Origin of the sequence: Longispora albida DSM 44784 (assembly GCF_000379825.1) — a bacterium.
Taxonomy (GTDB): Bacteria; Actinomycetota; Actinomycetes; order Mycobacteriales; family Micromonosporaceae; genus Longispora; species Longispora albida.
In genome coordinates this window covers 75,847-89,003 of record NZ_KB903815.1, presented here as the reverse complement: position 1 = coordinate 89,003, position 13,157 = coordinate 75,847, and the positions used below count along the sequence as shown (strand labels likewise).

General features: G+C 70.1%; 14 protein-coding genes. 8 read left to right on the top strand and 6 right to left on the bottom strand.

Annotation, left to right across the window (positions count from 1 at the left end):
* The first annotated feature begins 24 nt into the window (after positions 1-24).
* On the top strand, positions 25-936 hold the full coding sequence (locus tag A3G1_RS0108590) for a GNAT family N-acetyltransferase (protein ID WP_018349069.1): 912 nt from the start codon (positions 25-27) through the stop codon (positions 934-936).
* An 18-nt stretch (positions 937-954) separates the two neighbouring features.
* Positions 955-1,851, top strand: coding sequence for a GNAT family N-acetyltransferase (locus A3G1_RS0108585; RefSeq protein WP_018349068.1), 897 nt, complete (start codon positions 955-957; stop codon positions 1,849-1,851).
* On the opposite strand, the gene A3G1_RS0108580 is transcribed toward A3G1_RS0108585, so the two are convergent.
* Positions 1,848-3,395, bottom strand: a complete 1,548-nt coding sequence (locus tag A3G1_RS0108580) for an AMP-binding protein (RefSeq protein WP_018349067.1) — start codon at positions 3,393-3,395, stop codon at positions 1,848-1,850. The two genes, A3G1_RS0108585 and A3G1_RS0108580, sit on opposite strands and share 4 nt — an antisense overlap.
* A 123-nt stretch (positions 3,396-3,518) precedes the next feature.
* Between A3G1_RS0108580 and A3G1_RS0108575 the strand changes: the two genes are divergently transcribed.
* The 5 genes from A3G1_RS0108575 to A3G1_RS0108555 all read left to right on the top strand — a co-directional run bounded on the left by A3G1_RS0108575 (position 3,519) and on the right by A3G1_RS0108555 (position 7,065).
* On the top strand, positions 3,519-4,283 hold the full coding sequence (locus A3G1_RS0108575; RefSeq protein WP_018349066.1) for a PaaX family transcriptional regulator: 765 nt from the start codon (positions 3,519-3,521) through the stop codon (positions 4,281-4,283).
* Between the two features lie 9 nt (positions 4,284-4,292).
* A complete protein-coding gene (moaA, locus tag A3G1_RS0108570) occupies positions 4,293-5,267 on the top strand; it encodes a GTP 3',8-cyclase MoaA (protein WP_018349065.1) in 975 nt (324 codons plus the stop codon).
* Between the two features lie 25 nt (positions 5,268-5,292).
* Positions 5,293-5,532: a MoaD/ThiS family protein gene (locus A3G1_RS0108565; protein ID WP_040477882.1), complete on the top strand. Its 240-nt coding sequence runs from the start codon at positions 5,293-5,295 to the stop codon at positions 5,530-5,532.
* A gap of 64 nt (positions 5,533-5,596) precedes the next feature.
* Positions 5,597-6,250: a TetR/AcrR family transcriptional regulator gene (locus A3G1_RS0108560; protein WP_018349063.1), complete on the top strand. Its 654-nt coding sequence runs from the start codon at positions 5,597-5,599 to the stop codon at positions 6,248-6,250.
* A gap of 29 nt (positions 6,251-6,279) precedes the next feature.
* Positions 6,280-7,065 (top strand): rhomboid-like protein, encoded by a 786-nt coding sequence (locus A3G1_RS0108555; protein ID WP_018349062.1) that lies wholly within the window; start codon positions 6,280-6,282, stop codon positions 7,063-7,065.
* A 14-nt stretch (positions 7,066-7,079) separates the two neighbouring features.
* Here A3G1_RS0108555 and A3G1_RS0108550 read toward each other — a convergent pair whose 3' ends face one another.
* On the bottom strand, positions 7,080-7,841 hold the full coding sequence (locus A3G1_RS0108550) for a MerR family transcriptional regulator (protein WP_018349061.1): 762 nt from the start codon (positions 7,839-7,841) through the stop codon (positions 7,080-7,082).
* A gap of 221 nt (positions 7,842-8,062) precedes the next feature.
* A complete protein-coding gene (locus tag A3G1_RS0108545; RefSeq protein WP_018349060.1) occupies positions 8,063-9,979 on the bottom strand; it encodes a glycoside hydrolase 5 family protein in 1,917 nt (638 codons plus the stop codon).
* Between the two features lie 51 nt (positions 9,980-10,030).
* On the opposite strand from A3G1_RS0108545, the gene A3G1_RS0108540 reads away from it, so the two are divergent.
* Positions 10,031-11,080 (top strand): LacI family DNA-binding transcriptional regulator, encoded by a 1,050-nt coding sequence (locus A3G1_RS0108540; RefSeq protein ID WP_051110481.1) that lies wholly within the window; start codon positions 10,031-10,033, stop codon positions 11,078-11,080.
* A gap of 11 nt (positions 11,081-11,091) precedes the next feature.
* Here A3G1_RS0108540 and A3G1_RS33905 read toward each other — a convergent pair whose 3' ends face one another.
* The 3 genes from A3G1_RS33905 to A3G1_RS0108525 form a co-directional block, all read right to left on the bottom strand.
* Positions 11,092-11,757: a class I SAM-dependent methyltransferase gene (locus tag A3G1_RS33905; RefSeq protein ID WP_018349058.1), complete on the bottom strand. Its 666-nt coding sequence runs from the start codon at positions 11,755-11,757 to the stop codon at positions 11,092-11,094.
* 9 nt (positions 11,758-11,766) lie between these two features.
* A complete protein-coding gene (locus A3G1_RS0108530; RefSeq protein ID WP_018349057.1) occupies positions 11,767-12,135 on the bottom strand; it encodes a hypothetical protein in 369 nt (122 codons plus the stop codon).
* A gap of 64 nt (positions 12,136-12,199) precedes the next feature.
* Positions 12,200-12,904, bottom strand: a complete 705-nt coding sequence (locus A3G1_RS0108525; protein ID WP_051110482.1) for a hypothetical protein — start codon at positions 12,902-12,904, stop codon at positions 12,200-12,202.
* Positions 12,905-13,157: the final 253 nt, after the last annotated feature.

The following is a 13,157-nucleotide window of genomic DNA, read 5'->3' as shown; positions in this document are numbered from 1 at the left end:
CCCTCTCACCTCCTGGACACTCCCATGACTGACTACGTGATCCGCCCGGCCGTGCTCGACGACGTCGAGCAGTGGGTGACGATCCGGCAGGCGATCCAGCCGTACATGTGCGCGAGTGTCGAGGCGCAGAAGAGCTGGTTCGTGGCCGCCTCACCCAAGGCGCGCACCCGGCGGATCGTCGCGGTACGCGAGGACGGCCGGATTCTCGGCTTCGCCACCGGTGGCCTGAACGCGACGGTGTCCGAGCCGGTCGGGGAGCTCTCGCTCAACGTGCATCCCGAGTTCCGGGGGCAGGGTGTGGGCAGCGCGCTCTACGCGGAGATCGAGGAGTACGTGCTGAGCATGGCTCCGCTGCGGATGCGCGGCTGGTCGACCGACGAGCCGGAGGCGCTCGACTGGGTGCGCAGGCGCGGCTACGAGCCGAAGTCCTCCGACCGCTGGTCGCGGGTCGACCCGCGGAACCTGCCGCCCGTCCCGCCGGCCCCCGAGGGCGTCGAGCTGATCGCGCTGCGGGAGCTGGGCCCGGAGGCCGCCCACGCGTTCGACACCGCGGCTTTCGCCGACGAGCCCGGGGACGTGCCGTACGAGGGAATGCCCTATGAGGACTTCCTGGCCCGGGTCTGGAACAGCCCCGACATGCAGCTCGACATCAGCCTGGTGGCGATGGCCGGCGGCAGGGCTGTGGCAGCCACTTTCGTCGAGGCGAACCTGGCTGCGGGCAAGGCGATGGCTTCGGGCACGGCGACACTTCCGGAGTACCGTGGCCGTGGGCTGTCCAAGTACCTGAAGTCGGTGTCGCTGCGCAAGGCTGCCGAGGCCGGGGTGACGGCGGCCTACACCGGCAACGACTACACCAACGCTCCGATGCTCGCGATCAACGACTGGCTGGGCTACCAGGTGGTCGCCACCCAGTGGTCGTGCGTGAAGGAGCTCTGACACCAGGGGAGCGGCGCGATGCTGATCCGGGAAGCCACAGTGGACGACATGCCGGGTATCGCCCGGGTCCGGTCAGCCGCGATGATCGTCCCGCTCACCACTCCCGGTGGCCTGCTCCGGAGGTACGAGTCGCGGCCGGCCCGGCTGCGCTCCCGTTACCTGGTCGCCGAGGCCGGTGGCGAGGTCGCCGGGGTGGCGCAGGCCGGGTTCAGCCCGTTCGGCACGGAACCCGGCCGGTGCGCGATGGTGCTGGCCGTGCACCCCGGCCACACCGGGCAGGGCATCGGCTCCGCACTGCTGGCGGCCGCTGAGGAGCACATGCGCTCGATCGGCGGCCGCGAGGTGACGGCCTGGGCGATGGCCGAAGCCCAGGGCTGGGCCAGCCGGCGCGGGTACGAGACGACCCGGCCGGCCTCCGTGTCGATGGTGGACCCCCGGGCGGTGCCGGCCGTCCCCGAGCCCCGGCCGGGCGTGACGCTGGTCAGCCTGGCCGAGGCCGGGCCGGAGGCGATCCACACGATCGAAGCCACCGCGGTCGTGGACATGCCCTCCGTCGGGCCGGCGACCACCAGGCCGTTCGCGGAGTGGCTGCCCGCCGTCTGGGACAACCCGGATCTGCTGCACGAGGTGGGCGTCGCCGCGCTGGTCGACGGGGTTCCGGCCGCGTACACCCTGGTCGAGGCCGACCTCGCGAACGCACGGAGCTGGTCGGGCATGACGGGCACCCGGCCGGAGTACCGCGGCCTCGGCCTCGCCAAGCTGGTCAAGGCCGAGGCGCTGCACCGGGCTGCCGCCGCAGGGATCACGGCCGCGTACACGGGCAACGACAAGGAGAACGCGCCGATGCTCGCCGTGAACCGCTGGCTCGGCTACGAACCGGTCGCCGAGCAGTGGGTGTGCGTCAAGGAGTTCTAGGTGTTGCGGAGCATGTAGCGCTGGACCTTGCCGGTGGAGGTGCGGGGCAGGGCCGCCACGAACTCGACCACCCTCGGCATCTTGTACGGCGCGATCTCCCGCCGGCAGTGTTCCTGGAGTTCGGCGGCCTTGCCCTCGTCACCGGTCACCCCGGCGGCGAGGACGACGTACGCCGCCACGACCATCGTCCGCTCCGCGTCGGGCTGGCCGACGACGGCGCACTCCACGACCTCCGGGTGCTTGAGCAGTGCCCATTCCACCTCGGGCGGCGCGATGTTGAAGCCGGCCGAGATGATCATGTCGTCGCTGCGGGCCTGGTACCAGAAGTAGCCGTCCTCGTCCTGCGCGTACGTGTCGCCGGTCAGGTTCCAGCCGTCCTGGACGTAGACCTGCTGGCGCTCGTCGGCGAGGTACCGGCAGCCGGTCGGCCCCTTCACCGCGAGCCGCCCGATCACGCCGGGCGGCACGGGCTGGCCGTCGTCGCCGAGGACCGTCGCGACGTAGCCGGGTACCGGCTTGCCCGTCGACCCGGGCCGGATGTCGTCGTCGGCTGCCGAGATGAAGATGTGCAGCAGCTCGGTCGCGCCGATCCCGTCGATCAGCCTGATCCCGGTCGCGGCCAGCCAGGCGTCCCAGGTGGACCGGGGCAGCGGCTCGCCGGCCGACACGCAGCGCCGCAGCCTGAGGCCTTCGGGCGGGAGCAGCGGCAGCATGGCCCGGTACGCCGTGGGCGCGGTGAACAGCACCGTCACGTTGTGCTCGACGAGGGCCGGTAGCAGGATGTCCGGGGTGCCCTTCTCCAGCAGTACCGAAGAGGCACCCACGCGCATCGGGAACACCACGAGACCGCCGAGCCCGAACGTGAACCCGAGCGGCGGCGAGCCGGCGAACACGTCGGTGGCGTCCGGCCTGAGCACCTGAGCCGAGAACGTGTCGGCGTTGGCCAGCACGTCCCGGTGGAAGTGCATGGTCGCCTTGGGCCGCCCCGTGGTACCGGATGTGAAGGCGAGCAGGGCCACGTCGTCGGCAGCAGTGTCCACATTGCTGAACGTGGCAGGTTTGCTCTCCGCCGCCTTGCGCAGCTCGGAGAACGTGACCTGGGGCTGGAGCTGGCAGGCGAACCGGTCGTCCACCAGGGACAGATTGATCGACGCTATCTCGTCGATGACTTCAAGCTCGTGGTCGCGGAGCAGCGGCATGGTGGTGACCACGACGCCGCCGGCCTTGAGCACCGCGAACCAGCAGGCCACCAGCCAGGCGTTGTTCGGGGCGCGCAGCAGCACCCGGTTGCCGGACACCAGGCCGTGGTCCTCGGTCAGCACGCGGGCGATCTGGTTGGCGTGCGCCAGCAGGTCGCCGTACGACCAGGTCTCGCCGTTGCTGATCAGGCACGGCGCGCTCAGGTCCTGGGCCAGGTCCAGCAGCTCGACGGCGCAGTTCAGCCGGTCGGGGTAGTCCAGGAGAAGCAGCTCAGGCCATTGATCAGCCGGGGGGAGGTGATCGCGGGCGAAGGTGTCGACGTGTGAGCTCGGCGACAGATCCATATCCGAAGTATTCCGCTCCTGTGACGGGAGTCAAGAGGGCGCTACATATATCCTCGTCAGAGTGAGTGAACCCAGCCCCTCCTCCGCTCCGTGGCACGTTCTCGGCACCCCCTGGGCCAGACAGTGAACGAGAGCCCCCGCGCGCTGATCGTCACCGTCTACGGGCTCTACGCCCGCGAGACCGGTGGCTGGATGTCCATCGCCGCCCTGATCCGCATCCTCGGCGAGCTGGGGGTCGACGAGCCGGCCGTCCGCTCGGCGATGTCCCGGCTCAAGCGCCGTGGCCTGCTCGAACCCCGCCGGCACGACGGCTCCGCCGGATACGCCCTCACCGAGGCTGCCGCGCACCTGCTCCGCGAGGGCGACGAGCGGATCTTCCATCCCCGGCGCGGTCAGGTCAGTGACGGGTGGGTGCTCGTCGTTTTCTCGGTACCCGAGACGGAACGCCAGCGCCGCCACACCCTCCGCTCCCAGCTCACCCGGCTCGGTTTCGGTACCGCCGCCCCGGGTGTGTGGGTGGCGCCGGCCCACCGGTACGCGATCGTCCGCGACACACTCGACCGGCTCGACCTGTCGCAGTACGTGACGCTGTTCGTCGGCGAGACCCCGGGGATCGTGGACATCGAGGCCTGGTGGGACCTGCCGGAGCTGCGCACGCTCTACGAGGAGTTCCTGGCCGCCTACAGCGCTGTGACCGGCGAGAACGCGCTGGCCGACTGGGTGCGCGCGCTGACGGCCTGGCGCCGGCTCCCGTACCTCGACCCGGGCCTCCCGCACGAGTTGCTGCCCGCCGACTGGCCGGGGACCGCCGCCCACGACCTGCTGCACACGCTGGAGCGCAAACTGGCGGGTCCCGCGCATGACCGGGTAGCGGAGCTGTTGAGCTAGCGTAGGGGCATGCTCTTGGATGACCGGTACGGCCGCGTCGCCACCGATCTGCGGGTGTCACTCACAGACCGGTGCAGCCTGCGCTGTTCGTACTGCATGCCACCCGAGGGCCTGCCCTGGCTGCCGAAGGACGAGATCCTGACCGACGCCGAGGTGATCCGGCTGGTCGGGATCGCCACCGGGCTGCTCGGGGTGACCGAGGTCCGGTACACGGGCGGGGAGCCGCTGCTGCGGCCCGGCCTGGTGGAGATCGTCCGGCAGACCCCCGTGCACACCTCGCTGACCACGAACGCGATCGGGCTGTCCCGCCTCGCCGTGCCGCTGGCCGAGGCCGGGCTGGCCCGGGTCAACGTCTCGCTGGACACGCTCGACCGCGACCGGTTCGTCGCGCTCGCCCACCGGGACCGGCTCGCCGACACCCTGGCCGGGATCGAGGCCGCCGCTGCTGCCGGGCTGACCCCGGTCAAGCTCAACACCGTGCTGATGCGCGGCGTGAACGAGGACGAGGCGCCGGCCCTGCTCCAGTTCGCGCTGGACCACGGCTACGAGCTGCGGTTCATCGAGCAGATGCCGCTGGACGCCCAGCACGGCTGGAGCCGGGACAACATGGTCACGGCCACGGAGATCCTGGAGTCGCTGTCCGGCTTCGGGCTGACGCCTGATCTCAGTACGGTGCGGGGCTCCGCGCCGGCCGAGACGTGGCTGGTCGGCGGCGGCCCGGCCCGGGTCGGCGTGATCGCCAGCGTGACCAGGCCGTTCTGCGGGGACTGCGACCGGACCCGGCTCACCGCCGACGGCCAGGTGCGCAACTGCCTGTTCGCCCGGGGCGAGAGCGACCTGCGGACCCCCATGCGGGCCGGGGCCTCCGACGCCGAGCTGGCCGCCCTGTGGCGCACGGCGATGTGGGGCAAGCTGCCCGGCCACGGGATCGACAACCCGGCCTTCCTCCAGCCCGACCGCCCGATGTCGTCCATCGGCGGCTGACTTCTTCCTCGTACTGGTGGTGGAGATGCTGACAGTCCGTTACTTCGCCGGTGCCCGCGCGGCGGCTGGCCTGCCGGAGCAGCGGGTGGCGGCCGGGACGCTCGGCGAGCTGGTGACCACGCTGTCCGCCGAGCACGGCGAGGAGCTCGCCCGGGTACTGAAAGCCGCGTCTTTCCTGGTCAACGAGGTGTCCTGCCGGGATCACGCGGCCGCGCTCCCGGCCGGGGCCACTGTGGACGTGCTGCCGCCCTTCGCCGGGGGGTAGTTTTCTGTGAACTCAACTGTTCAGTTCAGGCGCTGTTAGGCTGACCTCCGGACGGAGGTACGGCATGGGACCGAGCGAGATGCCCCGGGTGCCCAGCGGCGACCGGGCCAGCAGGAAGCGGCAGGCCATCGTGCGCGCCGCGCGGGAAGCCTTCGTCCGCGACGGGTTCTCGGCCGGGATGGACACGATCGCCGCAGAGGCCGGCGTGTCCAAGGTGACCGTCTACAACCATTTCGGCAGCAAGGAAGCCCTGTTCCAGGTGGTGATCGGGGCGGCGCTGGAAGACGCGCTGGCAGCGGCCGTCGAGGGCACGGCCGCCCGGCTCGCCAGCCGCGAGGACCTGCGTGACGCTCTGGTGTGGACGGCCAGGGCCTGGGTCGACGCGATGACCCAGCCCGGCATGCTCGCCCTCCGGCACCTGGTCGTCAACGAGGTACGCCGCTTCCCGGACCTCGGGGCCGCATGGCAGCGCAACGGGCCCAGCCGGGCGTACCCGGCGCTGGCCGAGGCGTTCGGGCAGCTCGCGGCCGAGGGCCGGCTGGTCATGCCCGATGTCGAGCTGGCCATCGTCCAGCTCTACGCCCTCGTCCTGTACCCGCACCTGGTCCACAGCGCGTACGGCGTCACGCTCGGCGCGGACCTGACGACGGGGCTGATCGAGCACGGGGTCGACATGTTCCTGGCCTACTACCAGTACGTGCCGGTTTCCGGGCACTGAATGGCGGGCCGCCCGGGATAGTGGGTGGCATGGCGCTGGTGTTCCTGGGACTCGTGCTCGCCTGGTACCTGCTCAAGGCGCTGGGCCGGGTGTGGCAGCCAGCGAGCGAGGCCGTCGCCCGCCTCTCGCCGTACACCAGGCGGCTGCACCGGTGGGTGATGTTCGCGCCGGCCACCTTCGCCTACGTCGCCGTGTTCACCGCGACCACGCTCGTCCAGTTCTCGGCGCCGCCGCACCTGATCAACGTGCTGACGACGATGCAGAGCACGAACCTGGCGCACCTGAGCGACGAGCCGATCCGGGCGCTGGCGACGAGCGCGATCTGGGTGGCGGAACGCGGCTACGGGCTCGGCCTCTACATCCTCGTGTACGCGACGGTGGTGGCGTGGGCCGAGCGCAGGTACGGCACGCCGCGGATCATCTTCGTCTGCCTGTTCGGGCACGTCGCGGGTACCTTGCTGACCGCGCTCGCCGAGCGGCACGCGATCGCGGCCGGGCACGAGTCGGAGCTGCTCCGGTACACCAACGACGTCGGCGTGAGCTACATGATGGTCGCCGGGTGCGCGGCCGCAGCCCTGCTGCTGCGGGGCTGGAAGCAGTGGCTGGTGATCGCGGGACTCGTGGCCGGGGTGCTGGTGCCGTTCGTGGTCACCCGGTCCATCTGGGAACTCGGGCACCTGCTCGCGACCCTGTGCGGGCTGTTCGCGGCGTGGCTGAGCCTGCTGCCGGCTCCGGCGCGCGAGGTCGCCGGCGTACCGGCGAAAGGGGTACCCATGAAAAAGAAGGAAGGCCACGCGGACGCCGGAGCCGCGTGACCTTCCGTTGTGCGCTACTCGCCGGCGCGGTCGGCGTTGGCCAGGATCGCGTCCCGGAGGTAGACCGCCAGGCCCTCGCCCGCCTGGTCGATGTTCGTCGTGAACCGGGGGTCCTCGACGTACATCACCGCCAGGCCACGATGGATCTCGTACGCGCACTCGTAGTACCACCGGCTGATGTGCTGGCGGTGTTCCTCAGCGAGGTCGCAGACCTGCGGATCGTCGGCCGGCAGGCCCTGCCGCATCGCGAGGACGAGCCGCGAGTTGATGCTCTCGCCCTCGGACTTGATGGCCTCCCAGTCGGCCTTGGTGTAGCTGCTGGTCCGGCGCGCGGATTCCTTGTAGGCGTCCGTGTTGCCCCAGCGCTGCTTCACCTCGTCCGCGTACTGGTCCGGGTCGTGGTCGCCGAACACCTCGAACCGCTCCTCCGGCGTGAGGTTGATACCCATGTGCTCTGCCTCCAAGGCGAGTTCGATCGACGCCACCATCTCCTGGATCTTGCCGGCCCGGCCCAGCAGCAGCTCTCGCTGACGGCGCAGGTGCCCGGCCGGGTCGATGCCCGGGTCGCTGAGGATGACGGCGATCTCGTCGAGGGGGAACCCGAGCTCGCGGTAGAACAGGATCTGCTGCAACCGGCCGAGATCGGCGTCGGAATACCTGCGGTACCCGGCTGACGTGCGCCCGCTCGGACTGAGCAGGCCGATCTCGTCGTAGTGGTGCAAGGTCCGCACGGTGATCCCGGCGAACTTCGCGACCTGTCCCACCGCGTAGCTCACGGGCTGGCCCCCTTCTCTGTCGCACTCCAGGGTTCAGCCTGCCGCTACGTGAGGGTCAAGCCGGAAAAACCCGGGTGGGAAAAGGAGAGAGAAATGGGGATTTGGGGAGGCGGCGGTCCTCGCCGACCGCCAGCCTCCACGAGTTTGCCGGCCCGGTCCTCACAGACCGGGTCGGCGTCCCCCTCGACCCCGGAGTACACCGCCCCCGGAGAAGCGTGACGTCATCCGAGCCTGACCACTCTGACGTCACATGATGAGAGAGTCACTTCCCCCACCATAGGTTCCCCGTTCAGAGTGGCGCTCCCCACAGGCGCTCGCATGACGGCCGTCACTGGTACACGACTTGCGTTGACCAGGATCCCATAGCGGGTGCCGTCCGCGTGCGTGATCGCGTCAACCATGACCCGCGGGTCGTCGGCCGTGATCGGGCGCTCGACGCCAGCCAGCACGGAAAGGGCCTGGTAGAGGCGCCAGGTGGCGTCGTCGGGGTTGGCGTTCGGCCGGTACGCGGCGAAGGCCTCCACCGGGACCGTGGACAGCACGAGCCGCCCGGCCCCGGCCTCGGTGACGAGCAGGGCAGGCCAGCCGTCGGCGTCCCTGGCGATGACCGTGGCGGCTCCCGGCCGGACGGGCAGCCGCGAGCGGGTGTGCTCCGTCCCACCCAGCGGGAACGTGATCCTGGTACCGGCCGGGATGTCCCCGAAGTCCCGCTCGAACGTCCACGTCGCGTCGTCCACCGGGTCGGTCAGCCCGTAGAACAGCTCGGACTCCACGCCGAAGACCTCCTCCGGCCGCCACCACGGGCCGCGCTGGTGGATGTCGACGCCCGCGAAGTACGAGACGTAGACCGTGGCGCCCGCCTCGGCCTTGGCCCGCAGGTCACGCCACGTCGGGAGCTGGAGAGCCTTGGCGCACGGTACAAGCCAGAGCTTGGCTTCCTTGTCCGCCAGGTCGCGCTCCCTGACGACGGCCGGGGACAGGTCGGCGGCGCGGGCCGAGATCCAGGACTGGAAGCCGCACTCGGCCACCGGTACCGAATCCTCCTGCACCGTCATCGGGAGGTCCTCGTCCAGATAGGAGCTGATCAGGAGCCCGACGTCGGAGGGCGTGCGCTCGCAGTTGGCGAAGTCGATGGCGGACAGCAGCTCGGAGAAGGCCGCGAGTTCACGCAGGGCCGGCTTGGGTACCGAGTCGGGAGTCGTCAGGCCGAAGCCCTGCTCATAGCCGCGGAACGAGTACGGCCGCTGGCTGGGCAGGTCGAAGTCGGTGTTGTTCCACGCCACCCAGCCGGTCGCCCCGGCCAGCAGCGAACTGTGCAGGACAACCCGGTAGATGTCCGCGACGTGCGCGTCGGAACTGAACGTCGACGAGGCCCCGAACTCCTCCAGGATCACGGGCAGCTCGCCGGTCTGGGCCAGCTCGCACGCCCACGCGTGCCTGAGGAGGAGGCGGGTGGCGTCGTCGCCCATCGGGTACACGTGCGGGCCGGCGAAGTCGATGACCTCGCCGAGCTCGCGGAGCCGGTAGCCGTTGTCCTTGCCGCTGACCTCCAGGCCCCACGCGCCGTCACCGAGACTGACCGGCTGGTGGCCGCCACCGGCCCTGACGGCCTGCGTGCAGATCCGCGCCCAGGCGAGCACGTCGGCGTGGCGGGGCGGGCCAGCGCGGAACTCGTCCGCGTACAGGGGCATCTCGTTGGAGATCAGCCAGCCGGCGATGTTCGGCTCGTCCTTGAGTGCCGCCGTCACGGTGGCGATGTAGTGCGCCTGTTGCCCGAGCAGCCAGCCGTCCGTGTAGAAGTCCCGGCCCTGCCGCCACGGGACGTCCCAGTTCTCTCCGGACATGTGCCCCACGAGGAAGGTCGGGACAACCCTCATTTCGTACCCGGCGGCGAGGCGCACGAACCGCAGCTGTGCGGCCAGCCCCTCCGGGTCCACGAAGTCCGGCCGTGGCATCAGGTCTGGCCAGAAGCAGAACGTGCGGACCAGGTTCAGCCCGTGCCCGGCCAGGACCTCCAGCTCACGCCGGATGACCTGTTCGTCGAACGTCCGCCACATGAACGGGCCACCGGCAGCCGACCAGTAGTTCGCGCCCAGCCAGGTGCCGCCGGGCAGCCGTTTCGCGGGTCTGTGCAGCATTCTGTGATCAGACAACGTTGTCTAGGGCAAAGTCAACTACGCTTAGCAGTCATGACCGCCGCAGTTTCGTCCTCCGGTGCCCTCCCTCCCCGGCGCCCGACGATGAAGGACGTCGCCGCCCACGCCGGCGTGGCACTGAAGACCGTCTCCCGCGTGGTGAACGGCGAACCGGGCGTCGGCCCCAGCACCCTGGCCAGGGTCGAGGAGTCGATCGTCGCCCTCGGGTACCGCCGCAACGAGAGCGCCAGGCAGCTCCGCAGCGGCCGGGCCGGCACCCTCGCGATGGTCGTCCGCGACATCGCCGACCCGTTCTTCGCCGCGATCGGCCGGGCAGTCGAGATGGCCGCCCACCGCGACGGCCAGGTCGTCATGATCGGATCGACGCACGAGGACCCGGCCCGCGAACGCGAGGTCGCCCTCGCCTTCTGCGCCCGCCGCCCCGACGCCCTGATCCTCGCCCCGATCGCCGACAGCCAGGAGTACCTGCACCCCGAGGTCGCGGCAGGCCTGCCCGTCGTCGCGATCGACCGGCCGGCCCACGACCTGCTCGCCGACAGCGTGCTGTCCGACAACGCCGGCGGCGTCCGCTCGGCCGTCGACCACCTGGTGCGGCACGGGCACCGGCGCATCGGGTACCTCGGCGACGACGAGATGGTCTTCACCGCCCGCGAGCGCGTCATGGCGTACCGGGCGGCCCTCCGCGACAACGAGATCGTCACCGACGAGGCCCTGATCCGGCTCGCGGCCCCGACAGCTGGCGGCATCCAGCGCAGCCTCGACGAACTCCTGGGCCCCGGCCCGGTACCGGGAGCCCTGGCCGGCTCCGGCCCGGTCACCGCCCTGATCACGGCGAACAACCGGATCACAGCCGAGGTACTCCGCCAGCTCCCCAGCCTCCCCAGCCGCCCGGCCCTGGTCGGCTTCGACGACCTCGAACTCGCCGACCTCATCACCCCGGGCCTGACCGTCGTGGCCCAGGACGCCGAGGGCATCGGCCGCGCCGCGATGGAACTCCTGGAGTCCCGCCTGGCCGACCCAGCCCTCCCGGCCCGCGAGGTACGGATCCCGACGAGGCTGATCATCAGGGGCTCGGCGGAGTAGCAGGCGCTGGGCTAGACGCAGGGCATTGACGTCGGCTGGGCGGCGCTGAAGATCAGCGTGCACGTCTGGCCACCAGCTGGCTCGGTGACCGTCCAGCGATCGGATAGCACAAGGCCTGCGGACCGAAGCTGAGACACCCACTCGCCTGGCTCCAGGAGCCATCGGCGTACCGGGAACCTGCGGCCGTCACGGGTGGTCATGTGGTCGTGGCGCGTTCCGAGCCAGTCTGGGACGGGCACGGTGAACAGCAGGATCGCTTCGGGGTGCATCGCGGTGGCGATGGCAGGTAGGAGCTGGTCCGGGTCGGTGAGGCCGATAGCGCCGAAGATTGAGAGATAGATGTCGGCGGGTCGTGCTGTGGTGAGGTAGTCGAGGGCGTCGGCGCAGTGGAAATCGATATGCGGCCAGGCCGCCTGTGCCCAGCGGATCTGTTCCTCGGCAATGTCGATGCCGGTGCAGAGTGCTCCGGCTCCCGCGAGGGCGGCGAGGTTGTGTCCGCGTCCACAGCCGAGTTCGACGACGGTCTTGCCGGTGACGTTGCCGAGAAGTTCGATGCCGGGTCCGTGGCCGGGGTACTGGGTGAGCTCGAGGCGGCCGGCCGTCGTGCCATCGGGAGTTCCGGCCAGTCTGGCCTGGTGGTTCCACGCGGCTGCGTTGACGGCGGCGGCTTCACGCATCGGGTGCTGCTAGCTGCCGGTGACTTCGAGGCAGGCCTGGACGTTGCGGGCCTTGCGCGCGTTGCCGATCAGGCTTTTCGCAATGGCCTTGTAGTCCTTCGCCGCCGCTCGCATGGCGGCTATGTCGGCGGCATCGGCTCCGACGTTGTTCTTGATCCACCGGTCGATGTTGCGGGCGACGTGCTCGGCGAGCTCGGCCTGCTTGGTGAGCACGGAGCGGAGATGCCCGGCGGACTCTGTCCACAGAAACGGGTGCGGTGGCAGCCCGGCTCCTGCGGTGTCGAGCTGGTAGTTGGTGTACTTGAGCGAGGTGTTCACGCCGTCGAGGGTGTCGCGGACGACGACGACACGTCCTGTGGTGTCCCTGGGTACTGCCATACTGCCTCCAGTCGATGCTGGTGGAGAACCACCGCCGGATGGTCCTCCACCGCGGGCCTCCGGGCTAGTTGTCCAGCCCGGCCAGGCTGCGCTCGATCCACGGCCCGCGCATCTGCGAAAGTTCCTTGCGGAACCGGTCGATGTCGGTACCGAACGGGACGACACAGCCACCGCTCATGTTAGGGGCTCCCTGGCATCCGTGGACGAGCCTGCCGCCCAGCGCCGCGTGTGCCAAGATGCTCTCCCGGCGGCGGGACTCGTTGAACCAGGTGCCGTGGTACAGCTCGTCGAGGACGTGCGCCTCGTGCTCGTCGAGGTCGTAGACAACGCGGGCGGTCGCGCACAGCATCCAGGCCGGGGAGGCGTTGCTGATCGTCCCGTCCAGCTCGACCCGGTTGAGGGCCATCAGCGTACCGAGCTCGCGGAGCATGACGAGGGTCTTCGGGGTGGCGAAGTCCAGTTCGGGGTTGTCAAGGTGCTCGGCGCGGAACATGTGCGCATAGACGGAATGGGCAGCGTGGAGGACCTCGGCGGGGTCATCGGTGGTGCGACCGTTGGCCTTCACGAAGTCCAGGACCATCTGCTCGATCGTCACGGCGTCGGTCTCGGTGGCAGTGAGCAGCTCGGCGGTGACCTTGTCCCATTCGCACAGCAGCCACGAGGGGTTGTTGTACCGGAAGAAGAATTCGGCCGGGTTGATGGTGAGCTTGTGGCCGTCGACAGCGACGCCGGCAACGCGGTTCCACTCGCGGGTGAAAGGCACAGGCATGTGAGCTTGGATCTGCGGTGCCTTAGTCGTGGTGGCGGACATGGCTACCTCCTGGTGATCTGCTGAGGGAACGGGATGGACACCGCGTCGACGATGACGCTGCATTCCCCTCCGGCTGGGTGCGGTCCCGGCAACCGAGCTTCAGTGAGTGCGTCGACCGCCGGGTCCGCTGTGAGTAGCCTGTTGCCTACAGTCGGTCGTTCCCAAGATGTGAGCTGTGTGCCCACATCGGCCAGCCCACACCCGGTGAGGT